The 25,317-nt window shown below is 69.9% G+C and carries 25 protein-coding genes; 21 read left to right on the forward strand and 4 right to left on the reverse strand.

Going from position 1 to position 25,317, the window contains the following annotated elements; genetic code table 11:
- Positions 1 to 25 precede the first annotated feature (25 nt).
- Entirely contained in the window at positions 26 to 1,384 is a 1,359-nt protein-coding gene (locus tag ABFT43_RS02770) for a sensor histidine kinase (RefSeq protein WP_347958864.1), read from the forward strand.
- Between the two features lie 46 nt (positions 1,385 to 1,430).
- Complete coding sequence (locus ABFT43_RS02775; protein WP_347958865.1) at positions 1,431 to 2,117, forward strand: response regulator transcription factor; 687 nt, start codon at positions 1,431 to 1,433, stop codon at positions 2,115 to 2,117.
- A 21-nt stretch (positions 2,118 to 2,138) separates the two neighbouring features.
- On the opposite strand, the gene ABFT43_RS02780 is transcribed toward ABFT43_RS02775, so the two are convergent.
- Entirely contained in the window at positions 2,139 to 2,999 is an 861-nt protein-coding gene (locus ABFT43_RS02780) for a hypothetical protein (protein WP_347958866.1), read from the reverse strand.
- Positions 3,000 to 3,095: 96 nt separating this feature from the next.
- Between ABFT43_RS02780 and ABFT43_RS02785 the strand changes: the two genes are divergently transcribed.
- From ABFT43_RS02785 to ABFT43_RS02830, 10 genes are all read left to right on the forward strand, one after another.
- On the forward strand, positions 3,096 to 4,073 hold the full coding sequence (locus ABFT43_RS02785; RefSeq protein WP_347958867.1) for a Ppx/GppA phosphatase family protein: 978 nt from the start codon (positions 3,096 to 3,098) through the stop codon (positions 4,071 to 4,073).
- 130 nt (positions 4,074 to 4,203) lie between these two features.
- Positions 4,204 to 6,219 carry a hypothetical protein gene (locus ABFT43_RS02790; protein ID WP_347958868.1) on the forward strand — a complete coding sequence of 672 codons (2,016 nt, stop codon included), beginning with the start codon at positions 4,204 to 4,206 and terminating at the stop codon, positions 6,217 to 6,219.
- 8 nt (positions 6,220 to 6,227) lie between these two features.
- Entirely contained in the window at positions 6,228 to 7,133 is a 906-nt protein-coding gene (locus ABFT43_RS02795; RefSeq protein ID WP_347958869.1) for a sugar phosphate isomerase/epimerase family protein, read from the forward strand.
- A gap of 96 nt (positions 7,134 to 7,229) precedes the next feature.
- Positions 7,230 to 8,108, forward strand: coding sequence for a thioesterase family protein (locus tag ABFT43_RS02800; RefSeq protein WP_347958870.1), 879 nt, complete (start codon positions 7,230 to 7,232; stop codon positions 8,106 to 8,108).
- A gap of 6 nt (positions 8,109 to 8,114) precedes the next feature.
- Positions 8,115 to 8,975: a pyrroline-5-carboxylate reductase gene (proC, locus tag ABFT43_RS02805; RefSeq protein ID WP_347958871.1), complete on the forward strand. Its 861-nt coding sequence runs from the start codon at positions 8,115 to 8,117 to the stop codon at positions 8,973 to 8,975.
- A 188-nt stretch (positions 8,976 to 9,163) separates the two neighbouring features.
- Positions 9,164 to 9,397, forward strand: coding sequence for a helix-turn-helix domain-containing protein (locus ABFT43_RS02810; RefSeq protein ID WP_040526309.1), 234 nt, complete (start codon positions 9,164 to 9,166; stop codon positions 9,395 to 9,397).
- A 293-nt stretch (positions 9,398 to 9,690) separates the two neighbouring features.
- Positions 9,691 to 9,792, forward strand: coding sequence for a 30S ribosomal protein bS22 (locus tag ABFT43_RS02815; protein ID WP_003402602.1), 102 nt, complete (start codon positions 9,691 to 9,693; stop codon positions 9,790 to 9,792).
- Between the two features lie 99 nt (positions 9,793 to 9,891).
- Complete coding sequence (locus tag ABFT43_RS02820) at positions 9,892 to 10,944, forward strand: NAD-dependent epimerase/dehydratase family protein (RefSeq protein WP_347958872.1); 1,053 nt, start codon at positions 9,892 to 9,894, stop codon at positions 10,942 to 10,944.
- 334 nt (positions 10,945 to 11,278) lie between these two features.
- A complete protein-coding gene (locus ABFT43_RS02825) occupies positions 11,279 to 12,463 on the forward strand; it encodes a lysophospholipid acyltransferase family protein (RefSeq protein ID WP_347958873.1) in 1,185 nt (394 codons plus the stop codon).
- A 68-nt stretch (positions 12,464 to 12,531) separates the two neighbouring features.
- Positions 12,532 to 13,695 (forward strand): zinc-binding dehydrogenase, encoded by a 1,164-nt coding sequence (locus tag ABFT43_RS02830; RefSeq protein ID WP_347958874.1) that lies wholly within the window; start codon positions 12,532 to 12,534, stop codon positions 13,693 to 13,695.
- A gap of 13 nt (positions 13,696 to 13,708) precedes the next feature.
- On the opposite strand, the gene ABFT43_RS02835 is transcribed toward ABFT43_RS02830, so the two are convergent.
- Positions 13,709 to 14,809 carry an HAD family hydrolase gene (locus tag ABFT43_RS02835; RefSeq protein ID WP_347958875.1) on the reverse strand — a complete coding sequence of 367 codons (1,101 nt, stop codon included), beginning with the start codon at positions 14,807 to 14,809 and terminating at the stop codon, positions 13,709 to 13,711.
- A gap of 164 nt (positions 14,810 to 14,973) precedes the next feature.
- On the opposite strand from ABFT43_RS02835, the gene ABFT43_RS02840 reads away from it, so the two are divergent.
- The 9 genes from ABFT43_RS02840 to ABFT43_RS02880 all read left to right on the forward strand — a co-directional run bounded on the left by ABFT43_RS02840 (position 14,974) and on the right by ABFT43_RS02880 (position 23,429).
- Positions 14,974 to 15,228: a glutaredoxin family protein gene (locus ABFT43_RS02840; protein ID WP_347958876.1), complete on the forward strand. Its 255-nt coding sequence runs from the start codon at positions 14,974 to 14,976 to the stop codon at positions 15,226 to 15,228.
- Positions 15,229 to 15,407: 179 nt separating this feature from the next.
- Positions 15,408 to 16,247 (forward strand): redox-sensing transcriptional repressor Rex, encoded by an 840-nt coding sequence (locus tag ABFT43_RS02845; protein ID WP_347958877.1) that lies wholly within the window; start codon positions 15,408 to 15,410, stop codon positions 16,245 to 16,247.
- Positions 16,244 to 17,617: a glutamyl-tRNA reductase gene (locus ABFT43_RS02850; protein ID WP_347958878.1), complete on the forward strand. Its 1,374-nt coding sequence runs from the start codon at positions 16,244 to 16,246 to the stop codon at positions 17,615 to 17,617. The genes ABFT43_RS02845 and ABFT43_RS02850 overlap by 4 nt, the downstream gene beginning before the upstream one ends.
- Positions 17,614 to 18,555 (forward strand): hydroxymethylbilane synthase, encoded by a 942-nt coding sequence (gene hemC / locus ABFT43_RS02855; RefSeq protein WP_347958879.1) that lies wholly within the window; start codon positions 17,614 to 17,616, stop codon positions 18,553 to 18,555. The genes ABFT43_RS02850 and hemC overlap by 4 nt, the downstream gene beginning before the upstream one ends.
- Before the next feature lie 50 nt (positions 18,556 to 18,605).
- A complete protein-coding gene (locus ABFT43_RS02860; protein ID WP_347958880.1) occupies positions 18,606 to 20,273 on the forward strand; it encodes a bifunctional uroporphyrinogen-III C-methyltransferase/uroporphyrinogen-III synthase in 1,668 nt (555 codons plus the stop codon).
- A gap of 14 nt (positions 20,274 to 20,287) precedes the next feature.
- Positions 20,288 to 21,265, forward strand: a complete 978-nt coding sequence (gene hemB, locus ABFT43_RS02865; protein WP_347958881.1) for a porphobilinogen synthase — start codon at positions 20,288 to 20,290, stop codon at positions 21,263 to 21,265.
- A 10-nt stretch (positions 21,266 to 21,275) separates the two neighbouring features.
- A complete protein-coding gene (locus ABFT43_RS02870) occupies positions 21,276 to 22,337 on the forward strand; it encodes a hypothetical protein (protein WP_347958882.1) in 1,062 nt (353 codons plus the stop codon).
- Entirely contained in the window at positions 22,334 to 22,780 is a 447-nt protein-coding gene (locus ABFT43_RS02875) for a hypothetical protein (RefSeq protein ID WP_347958883.1), read from the forward strand. The genes ABFT43_RS02870 and ABFT43_RS02875 overlap by 4 nt, the downstream gene beginning before the upstream one ends.
- A gap of 34 nt (positions 22,781 to 22,814) precedes the next feature.
- A complete protein-coding gene (locus ABFT43_RS02880) occupies positions 22,815 to 23,429 on the forward strand; it encodes a DUF3093 domain-containing protein (RefSeq protein ID WP_347958884.1) in 615 nt (204 codons plus the stop codon).
- Here ABFT43_RS02880 and ABFT43_RS02885 read toward each other — a convergent pair.
- Both ABFT43_RS02885 and ABFT43_RS02890 read right to left on the reverse strand, forming a co-directional pair.
- Entirely contained in the window at positions 23,411 to 24,091 is a 681-nt protein-coding gene (locus tag ABFT43_RS02885; RefSeq protein ID WP_347958885.1) for a hypothetical protein, read from the reverse strand. The two genes, ABFT43_RS02880 and ABFT43_RS02885, sit on opposite strands and share 19 nt — an antisense overlap.
- A gap of 137 nt (positions 24,092 to 24,228) precedes the next feature.
- Positions 24,229 to 25,143 carry a manganese catalase gene (locus tag ABFT43_RS02890; protein WP_347959255.1) on the reverse strand — a complete coding sequence of 305 codons (915 nt, stop codon included), beginning with the start codon at positions 25,141 to 25,143 and terminating at the stop codon, positions 24,229 to 24,231.
- Between the last annotated feature and the right edge of the window lie 174 nt (positions 25,144 to 25,317).

Below are 25,317 nucleotides of genomic sequence, written 5' to 3' on the forward strand. Positions count from 1 at the left end.
GTTGGCCTCGCCGTAAGCTGGGCCCGTGACCGCCGCTATCTCGGCCGCGACGATCGCGTTCGTCATCGCACTCCTACTGGGTGTGATGATCGGACGCCGCGTCGCCGGCCCCGGGGGGCCCCGCGGGTTCGCGTTCCGCTCGATCCTGTCCCGGGGCCGTTCCGCGGGCGACGCACCCCGGAGTGCCGACGCCGGGCTTCCCGACCGGGCCGCCGATCTGGCCCTCGCCCCGCGGACCGTCCCGGAGGCCGCCGAGCTCCGCGACTCCGACGTCGCCTCCACCACACCGGACGGCCGGATGACGAAGGCCGGACTGCTCAGCCTGGTCGTGCGCAGTTCCGAGACCGGGGTCGCAGTGGTCGACCGGTTCCGCGACGTCGTGATGTTCAACCACCGCGCCGTCGAGCTGGGCCTGGTCCGCGAGATGCTGCTCGCCGACCCCGTCTGGGACGCCGTGAAGGAGGTCCTCGACACCGGGACCGACCGCCGGTTCGAGTTCACCCCGCCGGCGTCGACCCTGGGTTTCGTCTCCACCGGCCGCACCCCGAGACCGACGGTCGAGCACGTGCGCTGTCTGGCGAAGATCGTGTCACAGGACGACGAACGCTACGCGGTGGTCTACGGGCTCGACGACACCGAGCACAAGCGTCTCGAGGACACCCGGCGCGACTTCGTGGCGAACGTGTCCCACGAACTCAAGACCCCGGTCGGGGCGATCGGCCTGCTCGCCGAGGCCCTCCTCGAATCGGCCGACGACGTCGAATCCGTGCAGCATTTCGGTTCGCGCGTGGTCTCGGAGACCAAACGGATGGGCAACATGGTCAGCGAGCTGCTCGCACTCTCGCGACTGCAGGGCGGTGACACCCCCGAGTTCACCCGGGTCGACGTAGACGCCCTCATCGACGACGCGCTCGGCGCCGCCGGTCTCGCCGCCGAGGCGGCCGAGATCGAGCTGAGGACCGACAAGCCGATCCGCAAGGCCGTCCGCGGCGACCGGATGCTGCTGCTCACCGCCCTGAACAACCTGATCTCCAACGCCATCTCATACTCGCCGGCCGGTACCACCGTCTCGGTGAGCCGTCGCCTGGCCATCGAGGACGGTCGGCCGATGGTCGCGATCGCCGTCACCGACCGCGGTGTCGGAATCGCCAAGGCCGACCAGCAGCGCGTGTTCGAGCGGTTCTTCCGCATCGACAAGGCGCGGTCGCGGATGACCGGGGGCACCGGACTCGGTCTCGCGATCGTCAAACACGTCGCCGCCAACCACCACGGCACCATCAAGCTGTGGAGCGAGCCCGGCACGGGCTCCACGTTCACGCTCTACATCCCGGAGGACCTCTCCGACACCGGCTGGCCGCCGACCCCCGGCGGCCCCGACGCCTAGACCGGGCGCCGGCCGGTCACCCCAACATCCCGGAGGACACGAAGAGTTGACGCACGTGCTGATCGTCGAGGACGAGGAATCGCTCGCGGACCCGCTGGCCTTCCTCCTGCGCAAGGAGGGATTCGAGGCGAGCATCATCACCGACGGCGCACAGGCGTTGTCGGCGTTCGAACGCGTCAGCCCTGACATCGTGCTGCTCGATCTGATGCTCCCCGGGATGTCGGGGACCGAGATCTGCAAGGCGCTGCGGGCCAGGTCGAACGTCCCGGTGATCATGGTGACCGCCCGCGACACCGAGATCGACAAGGTGGTCGGCCTCGAGCTCGGCGCCGACGACTACGTGACCAAGCCGTACTCGGCGCGTGAACTCATCGCGCGCATCCGCGCGGTGCTGCGCCGCGGCGCCGACCCGGCCGAGGACCACCCCGGCGATGTCGTATTGGAGGCCGGACCGGTCCGGATGGACGTCGACCGGCACACCGTCGCCGTCGACGGCGAACCGATCACCCTGCCGCTCAAGGAATTCGACCTGCTCGAGTACCTGCTGCGCAACGCGGGGCGGGTGCTCACCCGCGGACAGCTGATCGACCGCGTGTGGGGCGTCGACTACGTCGGCGACACCAAGACCCTCGACGTGCACGTCAAGCGGCTCCGGTCGAAGATCGAGCCAGACCCGGGCAACCCGAAGTTCCTCGTCACCGTGCGGGGCCTCGGCTACAAATTCGAGGGCTGAGTCCGGGATGGGCCACGGGACTCACTCCGGCGGCTGCAGCTCGTACTTGACGTCGGTCTCGCGGCGCCGCGTCGCGGCCTGCGTGGCCGGGTGAACGGCGATGAGCCCCAAGCCCTTCCGGCGGCGGCACGCGGCGGCGAGTTCCTCGTACGCGTCGGCGCCGATCAGCTCGGTCAGCTCCGGCGCATACGACTCCCACACCTGTTTGGCGCCGACGTGTGCGTCGGGGGAGCCCGAGCAGTACCACTTCAGGTCGTGTCCGCCCTCGCCCCACCCCCGGCGGTCGAATTCGGTGATCGTGGTGACCAGGACCTGGGTGCCGTCGGGGCGCTCCACCCACTCCTGCTCGCGCCGGACCGGCAGTTGCCAGCAGACGTCGGGTTTGACGGTCAGCGGCTCGAGCCCCTTGCGCAGCGCCATCGAGTGGAGGGCGCAGCCGACGCCGCCGGCGAAACCGGGTCGGTTGAGGAAGATGCAGGCGCCCTTGTGGATTCGGGTCTTGAGGGCCGGCTCGTCGTCGAGGTCGCCCTCCTCGAGATACCCCTTCGGGCCGAGCGGGTTCTTGCCGGAACCCTTGTCGTAGAACTGCCAGTCCTCCGGCGTCAGCATCTTCACCGCCTTGGCGAGGCGCTTGCGGTCGTCCTTGTCCGACAGGTACGCGCCGTGGCTGCAGCAGCCGTCGGTCTCGCGGCCGGGGAGGATGCCCTGGCACGCCGGGGTGCCGAACACGCACGTCCAGTGCGACAGCAGCCAGGTGAGGTCGGCGCGGATGACGTGCTCGGGATCTGCGGGGTCGACGAATTCGTACCACTCGCGCGGGAAGTCGAGTTCGACCTCGGGGGCGGGGGTGATTCGGGGCGCGGACGGCGAAACGGCGGTCACGACTACAACGGTAACCCTCCGGGGCCGGCCGCGACCGACGAGGCGGATCGCGCACTCCCGTCGTCTCCGGCACAGCCCGTGCACTACCGTTGACCCGTGCGCTTGGGAGTCCTGGATGTCGGCAGCAACACCGTCCACCTCCTGGTGGTGGACGCCCACCGCGGCGGCCACCCGACGCCCATGTCGTCGACGAAGGCGGTCCTCCGCCTCGCCGAGCACATCGATGCCGACGGCCGCATGAGCGACAAGGCCATCGAGAAGCTCATCGACTCCGTCGACGAGTTCACCACCATCGCGGCCACCTCCGGGTGCGAGCAGATGATGGCCTTCGCCACCTCCGCCGTCCGCGACGCCACCAACTCCCAGGAACTGCTCGACGAGGTCGAACAGCGCACCGGGGTGCGGATCACGGTGCTGTCCGGCCGCGACGAGGCCCGGCTGACCTCGCTCGCCGTGCGCCGCTGGCGAGGCTGGAGCGCGGGGCGCATCCTCGCCCTCGACATCGGCGGCGGTTCGCTCGAGATGTCCAACGGCGTCGACGAGGAACCCGACGTAGCGCTCTCGCTCCCGCTCGGCGCGGGACGCCTGACCCGTGAGTGGCTGCCCGGCGACCCGCCCGACCGCCGCCGGGTGTCGGTGTTGCGCGACTGGCTCGACGCCGAGCTGCGCGGCCCGGCGAAGGAGCTGCTCGCCCCGGGCGCCCCCGATCTGTGCGTCGGCACCTCCAAGACCTTCCGCAGCCTCGCCCGCCTGACCGGCGCCGCACCGTCGAGCGCCGGCCCCCGCGTCAAGCGCGAACTCACCGCGAGCGGACTTCGCCAGCTGATCTCGTTCATCTCTCGCATGACCAAGGCCGACCGCGCCGAACTCGAGGGCGTCAGCTCCGACCGGGCAGGCCAGCTGGTCGCGGGCGCGCTCGTCGCCGAGGCGGCCATGCGGGCACTGCGAGTCGATACACTGGAGATCTGTCCGTGGGCGCTTCGGGAGGGGGTCATTCTGCGTCGACTAGACGCGGAACCGGCCGACTCCTTCGAGCCCTCACAGACGACTGGCGCCCGGGGCGGCGTCGGCTGATCCGACCTGCGACGCTGCTCGACCGTCGCGTGGGGTGGGGGAGTGTCGGCGCCGGAACGGTCGCCGCAAGGTACCCAAGCGGATGTGCTCGACCGGCATCCGGTGACGTTCGAGGACGGAGAGCCACTTCATGTCGAAGGATTCGGAACCCGAATCTCGACCCATCTCGGTATCGGAGCTGCTGGCCCGCTCGCAGGCGGACGGCTCCCTGCCGAGCACCCGGCGCGATGGCCGTGGACGCCGGCGTGCGGGGCGCGACGGTTCGGTCACGGTGTCGGCCCTGACCGGCGAGATCCCGAAGATCACCGATCCCTCGACGCCTCGTGCGAACCGTGCACGTCCGGTGTCCGCCGACAGCGCGCCGAAGACGTCCGAGCCGAAGCAGTCCGAGCCCAGGCGGTCCGGGGCGAAGCCCTCCGAGGCGGAGACCTCCGGGGCAGAGACCTCCGAGGCAAAGATCTCCGGGGCAAAGACCTCCGGGGCGAAGACCCGGAGCCCGGGCCCCGCCGACGCGGCCACCCGGTCGCGGGAAACCGCGACCCCCGAACCCGAGAACCCGGAATCCAGGCCCGAGGCCCTCGGGATCGAGACACCCAAGGCCGAGACGCCCAAGGCCGAGGCGCCCGGGGCCGAAGCGTCGACGTGGTCGTTCGGCAGCGCCCCGAGCGGCCCGTTCCCGCGGTCGGCGGACCCGACACCGCGTCGTGCCGCGGACGACCGGCCGAGTGCCCGGTTCCCCCGTGCCGACACCTCCGTGGCCGATTCCGCGGGCTTCGCACGACCCGACGGACCCTCCACGAGCCGGACCGCCAGCGGCATGCCCGGATTCGGCGATGTGCCGCTCGCGACGCGCGACTTCAGCGCCGACGCCGTGGCGCGTCGCCTCGGGAGATCGCGTGCGACCGCGCCCGATGTGGATGACGAGTCCGCCAACGCCGTAACCGGCATCATCCCGGTGGTCGACGGCCCCGAATCCGACACCGATCTCACGGTCGTCGAGTCCGACGACGTCGTGACCTACCGGCTCGACGAGGTGGACGGCACCGAGGTCGACGGTTCCGGCGTCGAGGCGCGCGAACGTGGGGACGCGGCGTTCGACGAGGTCATGGACTTCGACGCCTATCGCAACTTCGCGGACGTCGAGGGCGACGAGGAGGTCGTCGCGGATGACGAGGGCGGCAAGGGCCTCGCCGGACTCGCGCGAAAGCTGTTCGGCCGCAAGAAGTCTGCGGACAAGAGCGGTGCAGGGAGGGCTGCGGTGAGCCGCGCCGCGTCGGCGAAGGCCGCCGCGGTCCCGGGCGGGACCGCGGACGCCGCGCGCGGCTCCTCGCCGGACGATCGGGACGACAATCCGACCGAGATCCTCGATCCGATCGCCACGGGCGGGCAGCCCCGCACCCCTGGGTCGGTGGCCGCCGGCGCCGACACCGCGACGAACGACACAGCGACGAACGACACAGCGACGAACGACACAGCGACGAACGACACAGCGACGAACGACACCGACGAGACCGCGGCCGGGGAGACCGAGACGTGGCAGGCGTCGGCCCAGTGGTACGACACCGAGGCATGGGCGGCGCCGGTCGTCGACGAGGACGACACGCAGCCCCCCGGCGAGACCGGCGGTGAGGTCGCCGCCGACGCGCAGACCGGGTCCGGGTCCGATGCGCGGACCGAGCTCGTCGAGACCGCCGACCTCGACGAGACCGGGCGCGGCGAGGATCGGGCGGTGCCCGAGACGGTGGGCCGGCCCGCCGTCGACCTCCACAAGGACGACGTCACCGACGTCGACAAGGACGACGGCGAGGACCATGAGGGCGGCAAGGCCGAGCAGGTCGCGACCGCCGAGACCGCGACCGCGGACGCTGACGAGGAGAAGCACGAGCCGTCGCCGGCCGTCGCATGGCTGATGGTAATCGGGCAGGCGATCCTCGGGCTGGCGGTCGGGGTCGGGCTGTTCTGGGGCTTCACCGAACTGTGGCGCTGGAACCCGTACTTCGCGCTCGTGCTGGCGGTCCTGGTCATCTTCGGCATCGTCACCCTGTCGCACGTCGTGCGGCGCACCAGGGACCTCGCGACGACGCTGCTCGCGCTCGGTGTCGGTCTTCTGGTGACCATCGGACCACTGGTGTTGCTGGCCACGTGACGCCCGACATGCCGACACCTGACATGCCGCCCCTCGCGCGGACGGAGATACCCATCGGGCTGTCGACCGCCTCGGTATACCCGCAGAACACCGAAGCGGCGTTCGCCTATGCGGCGGATCTCGGCTACGACGGCGTCGAGCTGATGGTCTGGGGGGATCCGGTCAGCCAGGACATCCGTCGCGTCGCCTATCTGTCGGACCACTATCAGGTTCCGGTGCTGTCGGTGCATGCGCCGTGCCTGCTGATCTCCCAGCGGGTGTGGGGCCGCGACCCGATCGTGAAGCTCGCCCGATCGGTCCAGGCCGCCGAGGACCTCGGCGCGCCGACCGTCGTCGTCCATCCGCCGTTCCGCTGGCAGCGCCGGTACGTGTCGGCGTTCGACGACCTCGTCGCCGAACTCGAGGACGACAGCGGCGTCGCGGTGGCGGTGGAGAACATGTTCCCGATGCGCGCCGACCGGTTGTTCGGCGCAGGGGAGCCGTCGGTGCGTCGTCTGCGCAAGCGCGGCGGCCCGGGGCTGGCGGCCTCGGCCTTCGGGAAATCCATCGATCCCACCGACGACGGGTACGCCAACTACACGCTCGACCTGTCGCACACCGCGACCGCGGGCGTCGACGCACTCGGGCTGCTCGACCGGATGGGTTCGAATCTCAGCCACCTGCACCTCGCCGACGGCCACGGCGCGGCCACCGACGAGCACCTCATCCCCGGTGACGGCGGACAGCCCTGCGCCGAGGTGTGCCGGCGGATCGCCGAGAGCGATTTCAACGGGGCGGTGGTGCTCGAGGTCAGCACCGGCTGCGCCCGCACCAGGCCCGAACGCAGTGCCCTGCTGGCCCGTTCGCTAGATTTTGCGCGGCAGCATCTCAAGAGGGAGCTGCACCCCGAACACACCGGTCGACCGGGGAGCTGAGACCGGGTCCGCGGACCCGGTGCAGCAGCCGGGCCCTCGGGTCCCGCATGGCGCCGTCGCCCGTTGTCGGGGTCTCCCACGACGAAAGCGCGCACCATGACTGCAAAGCTCACCGAGCTGTTGACCCTGACCGAGGTGGCTCGCGGGGGCCCCGACTCGATCACGTACTCCGGGCACATCGACCCCACCTTCACGATCGGGCCCAAGGTGCACGGCGGCAGCCTGCAGATGATGGTCGCGAAGGCCGCACGGGAGGCGCTGACCGCACTGACCCCGGCACCCGCCATGGACGACCCCGCCGCGCACGAGTTCGCGGACGCGGCGGCGGCGATGATCCCGGTGGCGATCTCCAGCGACTACCTCACCGCACCTGACGCCGCCGCCGTGGAGCTCGGGGTCACCGTGCTCAAGCGCGGCCGGACGGTCACGGTGCTGCGCGTCGACGCCGTGCAGAACGGGCGCACGATGGTCACGTCGTCGGTGACGATGGCCCGCCCCGACACCGCCCCGTCGCATCACTCCGGTCCGAACGTGCTCGACGACACGCCCGTCGAGCCGCCGGAAACCGGTATCGCACTGGACGGTTCACCGGTCGCCGAGGTCAATCACCTCGGCGCGGCGATCGACATGGTCCTCGACGCGGAGACGTTCCCGATGGTCCGTGGGGAGACCGGCGAGCCGGTCGTGCGCGGCTGGATCCGACCCAAGGAACTCGACCCGGACGAATACTTCTCGGTCTTGGTGTGCGACGTCTCGCCGCCGGTGGTCTTCAACCTCGCGCTCTACGGCTGGGCGCCGACGGTGCAGCTGACCACCTACGTCCGCCGGCGTCCCGCCCCGGGGTGGCTGCGCTTCGCCGCGACCAGTGCCGAGGTCGGGCCCGGAATGTTCGAGGAGGATCATCTCGTGGTGGACTCGACCGGGACGGTGGTCGCGCAGTCCCGGCAATTGGCACTCATTCCCGCAGGAAGGTAGACATCCGTGAGCGAACGCATCGCCATCATCGGCGGAGGCAAGATCGGCGAGGCGCTGCTCGCCGGACTGATCGGCGCCGGCACCCCGACGAAGGACCTCGTCGTCGCGGAGAAGTTCGAGGCGCGCGCGACCGAGATCGCCGACGAGTACGGCGTCCTCGTCACCGACGTGAAGTCGGCGGCCGAGTCCGCCCAGTACGTGTTCCTGGCCGTCAAGCCCGACGACATCGACTCCGTCCTGCGCGAGCTGGCGTCGGCCGAGGACAATGCCGACACCGAACGCGTGACCGTCACGCTGGCCGCAGGAATCCCGCTGGCCCGCTATGAGGCCGCACTGCAGGCCGGTTCGCCGGTCGTCCGCGTCATGCCCAACACCCCGATGCTGGTCAACGAGGCCATGTGCGCGGTCGCCGCCGGCCGGTACGTCGGTGAGGAGCAGCTCGAGGCGGTCGTGAAGATCCTCAAGACCGTCGGCCGCGTGGCGGTGGTGCCGGAGAAGCAGATGGACGCGGTCACCGCGGTCTCGGGTTCCGGTCCCGCCTACGTGTTCCTGCTCGCCGAGGCGATGATCGACGCCGGTGTGGGGCTCGGTCTCACCCGCGCCCAGGCGTCGGAGATGGCCGTCCAGACCATCCGCGGCGCCGGCATCCTGCTCAGCGACTCGGGCCTGTCGCCGGTCGATCTGCGGGCCGCGGTGACCTCGCCGGGCGGCACCACCGCCGAGGCGATCCGCGAATTCGAGGCCAACGGTCTGCGGCACGCCGTCTACCAGGCCACCCGCGCCTGCGCCGCCGCCAGTGCGCGCGGCGGACGTCGAGTGGAAGTCGAGGGTTTGAACCCCGGTCACGGTGTGACCGACACCCCATGACTAGTGGTCGATGACCGGACAAACCCCAGGATGTTGGGGTTGAGACACAAAAACTTCGAGAATCCTGGTCCCTCTCGTCGCTTTTTTCACATCAGCCACGCTAAGCTGCTTTAAGCACGTGCGTGTCTGATGTCCGCAGGAGGGGAAGCCTGCGGCCGCGACGCGTGCACCGGAGGTATGAGTGATCCATGGCACCTGCAGACACTCCTGGTGACAGGACCGGTTCGGTGAGCAATGCGACTTCTGCGTCGCAGTTCCTCACCGTCGCCGAGGTTGCGTCGCTGATGCGCGTTTCGAAGATGACCGTCTACCGTCTCGTCCACAACGGCGAACTGCCTGCGGTTCGGGTCGGTCGCTCGTTCCGTGTGCATGCCAAGGCGGTGCACGACTACCTGGAGACGTCGTACTTCGACGCCGGCTAGGTCGTCTTCGTCACGCGCAGCTCGGCTGCTTGCCGTGAACGCTCCCGAGGGTGGTCGGAGGCCACTCGCGGGGGCGTTCGCCGTTTCGGGGCCGGAGGGTCGGCGGGGCGGTGTGCCATCGGGTACCCGATTTCCGGATCCGCGGCACCGACCGGTAGTCTCAGAGGTCGCGTACCTGGATGTACCGGTAGCTCCTCCCGGTGTCGACACACCAGTCGACGACCGACGAAGCCGATCGTGTGCAGGCCAGGGTCGGTCAAGTACATCAGTGTCAATCGTGAGGAAGCGCCCCGATGGGTTCAGTGATCAAGAAGCGCCGCAAGCGCATGTCGAAGAAGAAGCACCGCAAGCTGCTGCGTCGGACCCGGGTGCAGCGCCGCAAGCTCGGCAAATAAGCACTCCCTTGGCACCAGGACCCGTGTACCGCACGGGTCCTTTTGCTCATCCGGGGGCTCGACGGGCCGGAACCCGCGTTTGCGATTAGCCTCGACGACATGGCCGAATCCTCCGCAGAGCCGCCTCGCGTCGTCCTTGTCACGGGAGCCTCGACCTTCATCGGCGGGTATCTCGTCGCACGTCTGGCCGCAGATCCCCGGATCGAGCGGGTGCTGGCCGTGGATTCGCGGGTGCCGCGCAAGGACCTGCTGCGGCGCATGGGCCGGGCGGAGTTCCTGCGCCTCGACATCCGGCGCCCCACGATCGCCAAGGCCCTCGCGACGTACAACGTCGACACCGTCGTCCACGCGGCGACGTCGATCGTGGACACCGCGCCGCATTCCGCCGCGATCAAGGAGTTCAACGTCGTCAGCGCGATGCAGGTGTGCGCGGCCTGCCAGCGCACCCCGTCGGTGAAGCGCCTGGTGCTGCGGTCGACGGCGATGGTCTACGGCGCGAGCGCACACGACCCGTCGCACTTCTCCGAGGAGACCCGGGCGCGCCGCGAGCCCAAACGCGGCTACGGGCGCGACCTGCTCGACGTCGAGGGGTACGTCCGGGGCCTGGGTCGCCGCCGGCCCGACATCGCGATCACCATCGTGCGGCCCCAGGCGATGCTCGGTCCCCGTATCAACACTCGGATGAGCTCGTACCTGTCGCTGCCGGTCGTGCCGACGGTGATCGGCCACCAGCCGCGGCTGCAGTTCCTCCACGAGGAGGACGCGCTCGCCGCGATGGAGTACGTGACCCTCGCGGGCAAACCGGGCACGTTCAACATCGCCGGCGATGGCGTGGTCACGCTGACCCAGGCCATCCGCCGCATCGGGCACATCGAGCTACCGGTGCCGGCCGGCCTGCTCGCCCCCATCTCGGGCGTCTTCCAGGATCTGCGCGCGGCCAAGCTGCGCAGCTCGCAGACCGAGTTCCTCACCTACGGGCGCGTCCTGGACACGACGCGAATGCGCACCGAACTGGGCTTCGTGCCCAAGTACACGACCCTCGAGACCCTCGACGACTTCATCGCGCGCAGCGGCGTCACCCCGATCATCGGCACCGACACGTGGCGGGCGCTCGAACAACGGGTCGTCTCGGCAGCGCATCAGCTGCAGTAGGTTTACATCACGTGAGATCTTGCGCGGAGACGCGGGGTCGAGGTGCGCAACGTCACTGCAACCCGTAGACTTGGACACCAGACCCAGTACGCAGGCGAACGCAGGGTCGCGGACGCGGCGGACTGGTAGGGGTCCCGTGAACGAGTGGTCGGGGGCGACCACGACGCTTCGCGGGTCTTCCGTTTCAAGTCATCGACCGCGCACCGTTGCGCCAGTAGAGCCGGGGGGAATGGCCTGTGACGGAGCGGTGTGTTCGTAGTACCGAAACTCCCCCCGGTTCAAACACGGAGCTGGGGGATTGTGACAGACGGTTGAGCCCAGAGGCAGACGAGGGGTGAGCGCCTTGACAGGTGGCGGAGCGACAGATGCACGAACCGCGAAGGTCATCCAGCTCTACGCGTCACCGTCGGGTCCGGATGCCGCACGCGAATCCGGTCGCCGCAGGCACCCGAGTCAACAGTCTGCCTCACGCTCGGCAAGAACCAGCTCGGCAAAAACCACTGTGAGGCAACGGGATTCGGCTCCGGTCGGTCATCCGAACACCGACGGGTTCGGTCGGCCGCCGGCCCGCGTCACCCCGATCAGCAACGAGATCGCGCTCTCCGACGAGGCCCTCGGTGTCGAGCATCGCGGCCCGTCGACCTCGTCGCCGCTGTTCAGTCTCGGCGGGATCCGCGGGGCCATCGCCGACACCCTGACCGCGACCGCGGGCTTCATCCGCGAACGCATGACCGGTGAGTACGAGGTCGACGAGTTCGGCTTCGACCCGCACTTCACCGAGGCCGTCTGGTTCCCGGCGATCCGGCAGGTGTACGAGAAGTGGTTCCGCGTCGAGGTCACCGGCATCGAGAACCTGCCGCGCGAGGGCGGGGCGCTGCTCGTCGCGAACCACGCGGGCACCATCCCGGTCGACGCGATCATCACCTCCCTCGCGGTGCACGACAACCATCCCGACCACCGCTACCTGCGCCTGCTCGCCGCCGACATGGCGTTCGACACCCCGGGCATCAGCGAGGTCGCCCGGCGCGTCGGTGCCACGCTGGCGTGCAACAACGACGCCGACCGCCTGCTGCGCGCCGGCGAGCTGACCGCGGTGTGGCCGGAGGGCTTCAAGGGCATCGGCAAGCTGTACAAGGACCGCTACAAGCTGCAGCGATTCGGTCGCGGCGGCTTCGTCACGACGGCGCTGCGCAACGCCGCGCCGATCATCCCGGTGTCGATCGTCGGCTCGGAGGAGATCTACCCGATGATCGCCGACCTCAAGCCGCTCGCGAAGGTCCTCGGCCTGCCGTACTTCCCGATCACGCCGCTGTTCCCGTGGCTCGGCCCGCTGGGCATGGTGCCGCTGCCGTCGAAGTGGCACATCCACTTCGGCCGGCCGATCGAGACGGGTGGTTACGACGAGTCGTCGGCCGATGATCCGATGGTGGTCTTCGACCTCACCGACCACGTGCGCGAGGAGATCCAGCAGACCCTGTTCCGGATGCTCAGCCGCCGGGGCAGCGTCTACTTCGGCTGACCCGCCCACGCGAACCAGCCCGCGCGCTTCGCCTGACATGCCGCGCACCGGCTGCTACCCATTGAGGAATGCGTGCAGTCGTGTGCCGAGCCGGTGAACTGACGGTCGAAGAAGTCCCCACCCCCGAACCCGGACCGGGCCAGGTCCTCATCCGCGTGCTCCGTGCCGGGATCTGCGGCTCGGACCTCCACGCCCGGGTGCACTGCGACGCCACTGCGCAGGTGTCCGACGAGGTCGGCTACGACGCGTTCATGCGCTCGGACGAGTCGGTGATCATGGGTCACGAGTTCGTCGGCGAGGTGGTCTCCTACGGCCCCGGGTGCCGCAAGCGGTGGTCGCCGGGCACGCGGGTCGTCGCGGTGCCGATGATCCGGCACGGTGAGAAGGCGCACCTGACCGGGCTCAGCGCCTCCGCCGCAGGCGCCTATGCCCAGTTCACCCTCGTGTCCGAGGACATGACCTTCGAGGTGCCCGCCGGCATGCCGGTCGAGCACGCCGCCGTGACCGAGCCGCTCGCGGTCGCCCACCACGCCGTGCGTCGCAGCGACATCGGTCGCCGCGACGTCGCGGTCGTGGTCGGGTGTGGCCCCATCGGCCTCGCGGTCATCGCGATGCTGAAGGCCGCCGGCGTGCGTACCGTGATCGCCAGCGACCTGTCCGCGGGGCGTCGCGGGCTGGCCGCACGCGTCGGCGCCGACATCGTCGTCGACCCCGCGTCCTCCTCGCCCTTCGAGCGGTGCGCGCAAGCGGGCAAGTACATCACCGAGGCGCAGGACCTGCTCGGCGCAGCCTTCGACGGTATGCGCACGCTGCGCCGAATCCCGTTGGTGCCGTGGGATTCCTTGTTCCGGGTGGCCGACGCGCTCGGTGCGACGCCCAAGGGGCCGGTGGTCTTCGAATGCGTCGGCACGCCCGGGATGATCGAGCACGTCGTCACCGCGGCGCCGTTCCGCTCACGCATCGTCGTGGTCGGAGTGTGCATGGAACCCGACGTCTTCCGCCCGGCCATGGCGATCAACAAGGAGCACGAGCTGCGGTTCGTATTCTGCTACGACCCCGCCGAGTATCACGAGACGCTGCGCATGATCGCCGACGGCAAGGTCGACGTCGGGCCGATGATCACGGCCACCATCGGCCTCGACGGCGTGGCGGCGGCCTTCGACGCGCTCGGCTCGGCCGAACACCACGCCAAGGTGCTCATCGATCCCATGAGCGAGATCGCCTCGCTCTGAATGGGTTTCGACCTCAGCGGTGCCGCAGCAGCCGTGCGGCGGCCGCGGCGCCGCCGCCGGCGGCGCCCAACACCAGGGCGGTCCCCGCGCCGTACTTCGCGGCCTTGCGCGCGGTGCGGAAGTCGTACATCTCCCACCCGCGGACCTTCGCGACGTCACGCAGGTCCGGGTCGGGGTTGATCGCGACGGCTTTGCCGACCAGCGACAGCATCGGCACGTCGTTGTGTGAATCCGAGTAGGCGGTGCAGCGCTTCAGGTTCAGGCCCTCCCGGATGGCGAGTGCGCGCACCGCGTGCGCCTTGCCCTGTCCGTGCAGGATGTCGCCGACGAGGCGTCCGGTGAACACGCCGTCGACGCTCTCGGCGACCGTGCCGAGGGCGCCGGTCAGCCCGAGCCGGCTGGCGATGGTCTGTGCGAGTTCGACCGGGGTCGCGGTCACCAGCCAGACCTGCTGGCCGGCGTCGAGGTGGCGCTGCGCGAGCGCGCGGGTGCCGGGCCAGATCTTGTCGGCGATGTACTCGTCGAAGATCTCCTCGCCGAGCTCGACGAGCTCGGAGGTGCGGCGACCGGCGATGAACGACAGCGCCTTGTCGCGGCCCTCGGCGACGTCGCGGGCGTTCTCCTTTCCGGTGATGCGGAACTTGGCCTGCGTCCACGCGAAGTCCAGGATGTCGCCGTAGGTGAAGTACTTCCGGGCGGCGAGCCCGCGTGCGAAGTGCACGATCGAGGCGCCCTGGACCAGGGTGTTGTCGACGTCGAAGAACGCCGCCGCGGTGAGGTCGCGCGGCGTCTGCTCCGGCGGCGTGTCCGACGGTTCGCGCAGCCGCAGCGAGTCGACGGCCGCCTTGGCGCTGGCCTCACCGGCGAGGGTCTGGCGGAGTTCGTGGGCGGTCTGCCGGAACCGTCCGGTCGCGGCGCTCGCGCGCTGGGAGATCCACGTGGTGACCCTCCGGGTCTCTTCGTCCTCCCCGGCGTGTTCGGTCGGGTCCGCGTCCTCGTCGAGGTCGTCGTCGAACTCGATCCCCGCCGCCTGGGTCTCCCAGTCGTCGCCGGAGTCCAGGGGGGTGGTGCCCGTGTCGGGTTGCTCGTCTCCCGGGCCCGGGGTCTTGCCCACTACCCACCTCCACGCGTCGCGACTGCACTGCCTGCTCGTCCAGACTAGCGGCAGCGCACGACGTCTCACGCCCCGCAGAGCACGACGCGGCGCGCCGCGGCGAACCGCCGGCCGTGCGCCGCCCGGCGTCGTCGCGGGGCCGGCGCACTGCGAGGATGGACGCCATGACGGTGGAACTTCTCACCCGCGAGGGATGCCACATGTGCGCGACCGCGCGCACCGAGCTGACCAGGATCTGCGGCGAGTTCGGCATCGGGTTCACCGAGGTCGACGTCGACCGCGCCGCGGCGGACGGCAACCCGGAGATCCGCGCCGAATACGGCGACCGGTTGCCGGTGGTGCTGCTCGACGGCGTCGAACACAGTTACTGGGAGGTCGACGAATCGCGGCTGCGGGCCGACCTGGCGCGTCGGGCCTGAACGCCTCCGGAAGCAACCGGGCGCGGTTGTCGCAGGTGGGCGGTCTGTCGGATCTTGGCGATCGCGTAACGGGGGTTTCGTTTAACACAGGTGGGCTGATTCCGCACCCCGTGTGAAGAGATTCACAAGGGGGTTATATCCTCGACAGAACCTGTGAGCGAAGAGATGTGGGGGTGAATGTGGGCGCCGATCGTCGGAAGTCGGGCGACGCCGACCCTCCTTCGTCGTCGGCCGATTCCGCACCGCTGCCGTCCGCTCCGGACATCCCCGCGCCGACCGTGGCGCGCCTGGCGACCTATCTCCACGTGTTGCGCTCGTTCAGCCGGCGCGGCGTCCTGGTGGCCTCTTCGAACGAGCTCGCCACCGCCGCCGGGGTGAACCCCGCCATCCTGCGCAAGGACCTGTCGTACGTGGCCGCCAACGGGGTGCGCGGCGTCGGGTATGACGTCGGTCGTCTCACCGCCCGGATCTCCATGACGCTGCACACGGACAGCGTCCACACCGTCGCGCTGGCCGGGGCCGGGCAACTCGGACACGCCCTGCTCGCGCACACCGGGTTCGGTCGCGGTTTCCAGGTGGCCGCGATGTTCGACGCCGATCCCGCCCTGGTCGGGACATCTCTCCAGGTCGGGGGGCCGGTCATCGCCCCATTGTCCGACATCGCGAAGGTCTGCGGGCGGATGCGCCCGGCGGTCGAGATCGGGGTGGTGGCCACCTCCGACGAGGACGCCCGCGACGCGTTCGACGCCTTCGTCGCGGCCGGTGTGCGACAGGTGCTCAACGTCACGCCCGTGTCCTTGACGGCAGAGGCGGATGTCGTCGTCAGACAAGTTGATCTAGCCTTGGAGCTACAGGTGTTGACGTTTCAGGCCTCCCGCGGCGCCACGCAAGCTGCGCAGACTGCACGCAACGCCCTCGAGATCTCCTCACGCGACGACGTCTCCGCGCCGCCTCGCGAGGTGAAGGCGGCCGACGGGCGCCAGGGAAACGCAATGGGTGAAGAAACGGTGACAGCGTGAGTGTTCTGTTGTTCGGGGTATCGCACCGAAGTGCGCCGGTGGAGGTGCTGGAGCGGTTGGCGGTCTCCGACCATGACCGTCCGAAGCTCGTCGACCGGCTGCTGTCATCGCGGGCGATCTCCGAGGCCATGGTCGTCTCGACCTGCAACCGCGTCGAGATCTATGCCGTCGTCGACGCGTTCCATCCGGCGCTGGAGGCGGTCGGGGAGGTCCTCGGCGACCACTCGGGGATGACCGTCAACGACATGACCCGCTTCGCCTACGTGCGCTACTCCGAGGCGGCGGTCGAGCACCTGTTCACCGTCGCCGCCGGCCTGGACTCGCTCGTCGTCGGCGAGCAGCAGATCCTCGGGCAGATCCGCAACGCCTACCTCAGTGCCGACGCCAACGACTCGGCCGGCCGTGTCCTCCACGAGCTCGCCCAGCAGGCCCTGCGGGTGGGCAAGCGCGTGCACACCGAGACCGGCATCGACCGTGCCGGTGCGTCGGTGGTCTCCGTCGCCCTGCACCGCGCGAAGGGGTTGCTCACCGATCCCGCGACCGGCGCGCACCGGTTGCGCCGCGCGGTGGTCGTGGGTGCCGGTGCGATGGGCGGCCTGGCCACCGCGCAGCTCGCACGCGAGGGCGTCACCGAGCTCTACGTCGTCAACCGCACGGTCGAGAACGCGCGCCACCTGGCCGACAGCATCGCCGCCAATCACGGCATCACCGTCCACGGCGTCGGTCTCGACGACCTGCCGCGCGTGATGGCCGCCGCCGACATCGTCGTGAGCGCGACCGGCTCCGTCGGGGCCGTGGTGACCGTGGGTGCGGTGCATTCGGCCCTCGCCGAGCGCAACCGCAACGACGACACGTCTCCGCTGGTCATCTGCGACCTGGGGCTCCCGCGCAACGTCGACCCGGCTGCCGCACGCCTGCCCGGCGTGCACGTCGTCGACATCGAGGGGTTGCGCGGGGACTCGGCGACCCAGGCCGCCGAGAACGACACCCTCGCGGCCCGCTCGATCGTCGCGTCCGAGCTCGCCGACTACCTGACCCACCAGCGACAGGCCGAGGTCACCCCGACCGTCGCCGCGCTGCGCCAGCGCGCCGCCGACGTGGTGGAGGCCGAGATCCTGCGCCTCGAGACCCGTCTGCCCGACCTCGAGAGCAGCCAGCGCGACGAGATCGCGAAGACCGTCCGCCGCGTGGTCGACAAGCTGCTGCACGCGCCGACCGTGCGCGTCAAGCAGCTCGCCTCGACCCCGAACGGCGATCATTACGCCGAGGCGCTGCGCGAGCTCTTCGAGCTGAAGCCCGGTGCGGCGGAGTCGGTTTCGGCTCCCGACCGGTTCACCACCGACGCTGCGGGCGAGCAGGGCGACCGATGAGCCCGGCATCCTCGCCGATCCGGATCGGCACCCGTGGTTCGCTGCTGGCCACCACCCAGGCGCAGACCATCGCCGACGCGCTGACGGCGGCCGGCCACCCCGCCGAACTGGTGATCATCAAGACCGAGGGCGACGCGTCGGCAAGGCCGGTCGCCGAGATCGGCGTCGGCGTGTTCACCACCGCGATCCGCGTGGCGCTGCGCAAGAACGAGGTGGACGTCGCGGTGCACTCGTACAAGGACCTGCCGACCGCCGCGGAGCCGGACCTCACCATCGCGGCCGTCCCGACCCGCGTCGATCCGCGGGACGCGCTGGTCAGCCGGGACGGACTGGTACTGGGCGAGCTGCCGCCGGGCTCGGTGGTCGGGACCTCGGCACCGCGCAGGGCCGCACAGCTTAGAGCATTGGGTCTCGGTTTGGAAATCCGCCCCCTAAGAGGCAACCTAGATTCTCGGTTGGGCAAAGTCGCCAGCGGCGAACTCGACGCAGTCGTGGTCGCCCGGGCCGGGCTCGTGCGGATCGGACGGACCGAAGTGGTCACCGAGGCGCTCGATCCGGTGGTCATGCTGCCGGCTCCGGCGCAGGGTGCTCTCGCTGTGGAGTGCCGCTCAGACGATGCCGAACTGGTGAGAATACTCGCCGAGTTGGACGACCCGTCCACCCGTGCGGCCATCGAGGCCGAACGGTCGGTGCTCGCGGCCCTCGAGGCCGGATGCACCGCACCGGTCGGTGCGATCGCCGAGGTGGTCGAGTCGATCGACGACGACGGGCGCATCTTCGCCGAACTGTCGCTACGCGCGGCGGTGGCGGCCGAGGACGGATCCGACGTGATCCGGGCCTCGGTGGTGGGCCCCGTCGATCGGGCCGTCCAGTTGGGCAAGGACCTCGCCGCCGAACTGCTGGAGCTGGGAGCGGGCGAACTCGTCAACTCTCCCTAGCAGAGAACGAACTGCAGCCCTCGAGGCAGAGGGCAGGAGAGTGCGAACCCATGAGCCGTACGAAGAAGGCAAACCCCGGACGGATCCTGTTCGTGGGGTCGGGTCCAGGTGATCCTGACCTGCTCACCGTGCGGGCACGCACCGTGATCGTGAACGCGACCACGGCCTACATTGACCCCGATGTGCCGTCGACGGTGGTCTCGCTGATCGGCAGCGCGCATCGCGAAGAACCCGCACCGAACACTCGCCGTTCGACCAAGAAGGCCGACAAGGCTGCCGACGCCAAGGGCGAGGACGCAGCCAAGGACGAGAACCAGACCGCGCCCGAGGCCGAGAAGGCCGAGGAGGAGCAAATCGTTCGCCCGGCCCTCGGCGATCCGGCCGAGGTCGCCAAGACCCTGGTCGCCGCCGCGCGCAACGGCGAGGACGTCGTGCGCGTCGTCTCCGGTGACCCGCTGACCACCGACTCGGTGCTGGCCGAGGTCAACGCAGTCGCCCGCACCTCGGTCACCTTCGAGGTGCTGCCGGGCCTGCCCGCCGCATCGGTCGTCCCGAGCTACGCCGGCATGCCGCTGGGCTCCACGCACACCGAGGCCGACGTGCGCGGCGAGGTCGACTGGGCCGCGCTGGCCGCCGCCCCGGGCCCGCTGGTGCTGCACGCGACCTCCGGCCACCTCGCCGAGACCGCGAGTGCGCTCACCGAGCACGGCATGGCGCCGCAGACCCCCGCCGCGATCACCATCAACGGCACCACCTGCGCCCAGCGCACCATCGAGGCCACCCTCGCGACCCTCAACGAGCAGGGCAATGCGCTGACCGGCCCGCTGGTCGTGACCGTCGGCAAGGTCGTCGGCGCCCGCAACAAGCTCTCGTGGTGGGAGTCGCGCGCCCTCTACGGCTGGACCGTCCTGGTGCCGCGCACCAAGGACCAGGCCGCCGACATGAGCGAGCGGCTCGTCAGCCACGGTGCCATCCCCAAGGAGGTTCCGACGATCGCCGTCGAGCCGCCGCGCAGCCCCGCGCAGATGGAGCGCGCGGTCAAGGGACTCGTCGACGGCCGCTACCAGTGGGTGGTGTTCACCTCCACCAACGCGGTGCGCGCCGTGTGGGAGAAGTTCGCCGAGTTCGGTCTCGACGCCCGCGCGTTCTCCGGCGTGAAGATCGCCTGCGTCGGCGAGGCCACTGCGGACAAGGTGCGCTCGTTCGGCATCAACCCCGAACTCGTGCCGTCCGGTGAGCAGAGCTCGCTCGGCCTGCTCGAGGACTTCCCGCCCTACGACGACGTCTTCGATCCGGTCAACCGTGTCCTGTTGCCGCGTGCCGACATCGCCACCGAGACCCTCTCCGAGGGTCTGCGCGACCGCGGCTGGGAGATCGACGACGTGACCGCGTACCGCACCGTGCGTGCCGCACCGCCGCCCGCGGAGACCCGCGAGATGATCAAGACCGGCGGCTTCGACGCGGTCTGCTTCACCTCCAGCTCGACGGTCCGCAACCTGGTCGGCATCGCCGGAAAGCCCCACGCGCGCACCATCGTTGCCTGCATCGGCCCCAAGACCGCGGAGACCGCAACGGAATTCGGCCTGCGCGTGGACGTGCAGCCGGAGAACGCCTCGGTCATCGAGCTGGTCGACGCGCTCGCCGAGCACGCGGCCCGGCTGCGTGCCGAGGGCGCACTGCCCCCGCCGCGCAAGAAGTCCCGTCGGTCGCGTTCGTGAGCGGGGCGCGTGACATGGCACCGCTGATCCGTCCCCGCCGGCTGCGCACCACCGCCGCGATGCGGCGACTGGTCGCCGAGACCACGCTCGTCCCAAGGCAACTCGTGCTGCCGATGTTCGTCGCCGACGGCATCGACGATCCCCGTCCGATCTCGTCGATGCCCGGCGTCGTGCAGCACACGATGGATTCGCTGCGCAAGGCCGCGGCGGAGGCCGTCGAGGCGGGCGTCGGCGGCCTGATGCTGTTCGGGGTGCCGAAGGAGGAGGACAAGGACGCCACCGGTTCGGCCGCGGACTCCGACGACGGCATCCTCAACCGTGCCTTGCGCGCGCTGACCGACGATCTGGGTGACTCGACCGTCCTGATGGCCGACACCTGTCTCGACGAGTTCACCGACCACGGACACTGCGGCGTTCTCGACGGCCGGGGCCGCGTCGACAACGACGAGACCCTCGACCGGTATGTCGCGATGTCGCTCGCCCAGGCCCGCGCGGGCGCCCGGTTGCTGGGTCCGAGCGGGATGATGGACGGCCAGGTCGCCGCGATCCGGGCGGTCCTCGACGCCGCGGGCTTCACCGACACCGGCATCCTCGCCTACGCGGCCAAGTACGCCTCGGCGTTCTACGGCCCGTTCCGCGAGGCCGTCGGTTCGTCGTTGCAGGGCGACCGGCGCACCTACCAGCAGGACGCGGCCAACCGCATCGAGTCCCTGCGCGAGGTCCGGCTGGACCTCGAGGAGGGCGCCGACATCGTGATGGTGAAGCCCGCGATGAGTTACCTCGACATCGTCCGCGACGTCGCCGAGATGAGCGACGTGCCGGTGGCCGCCTACCAGATCAGCGGCGAGTACTCGATGATCACCGCGGCCGCCGAACGCGGCTGGATCGACCGCGACGCCGCGATCCTGGAGTCGCTGACCTCCATCCGCCGGGCGGGTGCGTCGATCATCCTCACGTACTGGGCCACCGAGGTCGCCGAACTGCTGTCCTAGGCTGGGGACCATGTCCGCACCCATCGATCCGTCCTCCGGGGCGCCGTCCCCCGGATCGTCGTCCGTCACCGACCCGCGACCGCGTCCGTCGATCCCGGAGTCCATCGCGATCGCCCTCGAGCTGTGGATCGTGGTGGTGGTCGGCCAGATCGTCGGACGGTTCGCGCAGACCGGCAGCACCGTCGACGCCTTCCGTGAATCGGTGCGCGACAACCCGCCGGAGGGCCTGACCCCGGATCAGCTGAACACGCTGACGTCGTCGGGTTTCGTGGTGGGCGTGCTCGTGGCGATGACCGTCGTTCTCGTGGCGATCACCGCGCTCGTCGTCTGGCTCACCCGCAAGGGGTACAACTGGGCGCGCGTCCTGCTCGGCGCGATGGGCGTCTATGTCATCGTCGACATGGTGTTCTCGTTCTTCGCCGACGTCTCGCCGGCCTGGGCGATGATCCCGCTGGTGCTCTCCGGTGTGGCCGCGCTCGGCGCGACCGTGCTGCTCATGCGGGGCGAGTCGGAGCGGTACTGCCGTCGGATGGCCCAGGAGCGCAAGGCGCACAAGGCGCCGCCGGTCCCCGGGCCGTATCCGTACGGGCCCAACCCGTACGCACCGAACACCTATGCCCAGGGCCCATATGCCCAGGGCCCATACGGTCAGGGACAGCATGCGCAGAACCCCTACGCGCAGAACCCCTACGCGCAGAATCCCTACGCGCAGAACCCCTACGGGCAGCCGCCGCATGCGCAGGGTCCGTACTCGCAGGTCCCGCACGGTCAGGATCAGTACGGGCAGGATCAGTACGGTCAGGATCAGTACGGTCAGGATCAGTACGGTCAGAACCCGTACGGCGCGCAGAATCCGCACACCGAGCCGCACGGGCAGCAGCAGTACGGTCAGCCGACATCCGGCCAGGACCCGCACAGGTCTGCGTCACAGACGCCGCCGCCAACCGGCGCCACGCCGTATGGTGGCAATCGATCCGGTGATGCCCCGCACGAGGACTCGGCAGAGGCCAGTCGCGACGGTGCCGGAACCGAGAACTCCGTTCCCGACAGCGAAGGATCGAACAAGCAGTGACAAGTCCCGACCCGGCGCAGCGTCCGAAACTCGTCGTCTGGGCCTACCGATGCTGGCTCGCCTCGGGTCTGCTGCTCGGGCTCCTCGGCGCCCTCGTACTAGTCGTCTCGGTCTTCGACGACTCGGGAACCGTGGCGTCGGGTGCGCTCGGCGTCCTTGTGCTCGTGGTCGGTGTCGCGTACATCCTGCTGGGCAGCAAGGCCTTCACCGGCGACGCCCGGTGGCGGTCGTCGTTGTCCGCCCTGACGCTCGTCGTCGTGGCCATGCTGCTGTTCCTGAGCGTCGGCCTCGGTTCGCCGCTGTTCGCGCTCACGCTGGTCGCCGGCATCATCGGCCTGTTCGGCTCGCTGCTGGCCTACCGTCCGGACTCCGAACGCTGGTACACCGGCAAGGAGCCCGAACCGCGCAGGAAGCGCGGCGACGCGCGCAAGCCCAGGCCGTGACCGCGCCCCGACCTAGAATTCTGATCGAGACACCGTGACCGACGAGATCCGCGACTCCTCCGCTCCCGAGGACGATCCGGGCGAGGTGCTGTTCCACGAGCCCGGCGGCAGTTGGTGGGTCATTCTCATCGGTCCGGTCCTCGTCGGTGCCGTACTGGCCCTGGAGTTGTCGTCGCCGGGGCCGGTGCACTGGCCGGTCCTGATCGTCTTCCTCGTCCTGCTGGTCGGGTTCTCCGTCGTGCAGGTGTCCGCGGCACGCAAGCACGTCAGCGTGGAACTCACCGAGACGACGCTCCGTCAGGGCGCGGTGACGATCGAGCTGGCCGACATCGAGAAGATCTTCCCTGCGAACAACGGTCCGACCCCCGAGGACTGGGAGAGCGCGCCCGCTCTCGGCGAGCTGCACGGGGTGCCGCGGCGGCGCAAGGGCGTCGGCGTCCGGCTGAGATCGGGCAAGCTCGCGCAGGCGTGGGCGCGGGACGTCGAGCGGTTCCGGAGCGAACTCATGCAGGCGCATGCCGCCGCGCGGATGGGGCTCGGCCCGAAGAAGCGCGCCGAGCCCGCTCCGGAGCGGTCGGTGCAGCCCGGCCCGGAGGGGCGCGAGAAGGCGGCGGGCGAGCCGGAGAAAGGTCAGGACACCGCCGAGTGACGCCCCTCGCGGCTCTCGCGGTAGGCGCGCCGGCGTAGGTCGCCGAGCCACGACGGGGCGAACTCGACACCGTCGGGCCGGTTGAGGATCGGATCGAAGTCGACATCCAGACCGGTCAGCGCATGGTCGAGCTCGATGCGCGCGATGGGTACGAAGCGACCGAACCCGGCCTCGAGGATGAGGACGATCTTCCGGTTCATCCGCAGGCACGCGGCGAGGTCCTCGATCGACAGGCCCGACGGGCCGGTGGGCTCTTCGATACGGGCACGAATCCAGTACAGCTCGTTGTCGAACCGGTAGGGCGTGAGGCTGGAGACCGCGGTCGGCGCCCAGTGCGTCGACGGCAGCGGGATCGGGACGCGTCCCGACAACGGCGCCGGTCCGGCGAGCAGCAGATCCCACGCGCCGGCGCTCGACTCGGGATTGCCGCCGGTGCCGGGGAAGCGGATCGCGACCCCGACGATGTCGGGCAGGCTGCCCGGGGTGCCGATGCCCTTCGACAGACGGACGATCACGGGGCCGGTGCGGAACGGCAACGGGTGATCCCCGGACACCGACGCCTTGCCGCCGCACAGCAGGCCGTCGGGATGGAACACCCGGGCGTGGCGCAGCGCGGCGGCCCATCGGAACGGGGTCGTGAGCAGGTCGGGTAGGGCGATCATGAGCTTCCTCCGTGGTCGGCGGCCGTGGGGTTCGGACGCCGTGGGGTTCGAACGACGCCGGGCGATTCGTTGACGTGACGTGCCGCGAACCCCGGTGTGGTGCATTCGGGGTCCGCGGCGGGCGCTCGGTCGTGGATCTAGCCGGTCGGGTCCGGATCGACGGCGTCCTTGATCTTGCCGATGACGCCCTTCTCCGTGCCGAACTGCGGCTTCTGCGGCGTCCCCATGGCGCCATCGTAGGTCGCATAGAGCTTCGGATCCGGGGGCGGACCGGATTGGCGGTCGCCCAGCGGCTGCGGGTCGGTGAGGTACTTGAACTCGTGTTGGCCGTCGGGTGTCGGTCCACTGGCCCAGCCGCCCTTGGCGGCGTCCTCGCCGTCGGACAGGTGCCAGATGGTGCTCGCGTGCTCGCCGTACTCCTCGTCGAACAGGGCGTCGGGGGCGATGGTCCCCTCGAGGCCGTCCTCCTTGAGTTCCTCGATGGCCTTGAGCCACAGGTTCTGGTGGAGGGTGTCGCGGGCGAGGTTGAACCGCAGCATGTCCTTGACGCCGGGGTCGTCGGTCATGTGCCACAGGCGCGCGGTCTGCACGCGTCCCTGGGCCTCGGCGGTGACGTTGGCGTGGAAGTCGGCGAGCAGATTGCCGCTGTGCACGATGTAGCCGGCATTCCACGGCACGCCGTTGGAGTCGGCGAGACGCGGGCCGCCGCCGGAGAAAACCGCCTGGGTGGGATCGGACCCGCCGAGGACCGCGGCCACCACGGGATCGCCGAGCGCGTTGGTGGTGGAGTCGGTGACGGGCGCGCCCTCGAGCAACCGGGCCACCATCGTGGCGATCATCTCGACGTGACCGATCTCCTCGGTCGCGATGTCCATGATGAGGTCTTTGTACTTGCCCTTCATGCGACAGTTCCAGCCCTGCATGAGGTACTGCATCGTCACCGTCATCTCGCCGAAGGCTCCGCCGAGCAGCTCCTGCAGCTTGCGGGCGTAGACGGGGTCGGGCTTCTCGGGCTTGACGTCGAATTGCATGTAATCGGTGTGGCGGAACATGGATTCCCCTGCCATTCGTGGTGTTTCGCCCGTCGCCGGAGCCGGTGCGGGCAGAGCCGAGTCGTCGTGATGCGTCGCAGCGGCCTTCTACACAGCGGCGTCGCGGACAGGGTGCCCCGCCGATCGGATTTCAAACCCGCACGATCGACGGAAAACGACAGGCGCCCGGCCCAT

The sequence above is a fragment of the Gordonia aurantiaca genome (assembly GCF_039939235.1).
Lineage (GTDB): Bacteria > Actinomycetota > Actinomycetes > Mycobacteriales > Mycobacteriaceae > Gordonia.

Coding starts and splice junctions, on each gene's coding strand:
- ABFT43_RS02870 (WP_347958882.1), top strand. CDS start 21,276: ATGTCCGCACCCATCGATCCGTCCTCCGGGGCGCCGTCCCCCGGATCG.
- hemC (WP_347958879.1), top strand. CDS start 17,614: ATGAGCCCGGCATCCTCGCCGATCCGGATCGGCACCCGTGGTTCGCTG.
- ABFT43_RS02820 (WP_347958872.1), top strand. CDS start 9,892: ATGGCCGAATCCTCCGCAGAGCCGCCTCGCGTCGTCCTTGTCACGGGA.
- ABFT43_RS02795 (WP_347958869.1), top strand. CDS start 6,228: ATGCCGACACCTGACATGCCGCCCCTCGCGCGGACGGAGATACCCATC.
- ABFT43_RS02830 (WP_347958874.1), top strand. CDS start 12,532: ATGCGTGCAGTCGTGTGCCGAGCCGGTGAACTGACGGTCGAAGAAGTC.
- ABFT43_RS02840 (WP_347958876.1), top strand. CDS start 14,974: ATGACGGTGGAACTTCTCACCCGCGAGGGATGCCACATGTGCGCGACC.
- ABFT43_RS02860 (WP_347958880.1), top strand. CDS start 18,606: ATGAGCCGTACGAAGAAGGCAAACCCCGGACGGATCCTGTTCGTGGGG.
- ABFT43_RS02800 (WP_347958870.1), top strand. CDS start 7,230: ATGACTGCAAAGCTCACCGAGCTGTTGACCCTGACCGAGGTGGCTCGC.
- hemB (WP_347958881.1), top strand. CDS start 20,288: ATGGCACCGCTGATCCGTCCCCGCCGGCTGCGCACCACCGCCGCGATG.
- ABFT43_RS02810 (WP_040526309.1), top strand. CDS start 9,164: ATGGCACCTGCAGACACTCCTGGTGACAGGACCGGTTCGGTGAGCAAT.
- ABFT43_RS02815 (WP_003402602.1), top strand. CDS start 9,691: ATGGGTTCAGTGATCAAGAAGCGCCGCAAGCGCATGTCGAAGAAGAAG.
- ABFT43_RS02885 (WP_347958885.1), bottom strand. CDS start 24,091: ATGATCGCCCTACCCGACCTGCTCACGACCCCGTTCCGATGGGCCGCC.
- ABFT43_RS02790 (WP_347958868.1), top strand. CDS start 4,204: ATGTCGAAGGATTCGGAACCCGAATCTCGACCCATCTCGGTATCGGAG.
- ABFT43_RS02890 (WP_347959255.1), bottom strand. CDS start 25,143: ATGTTCCGCCACACCGATTACATGCAATTCGACGTCAAGCCCGAGAAG.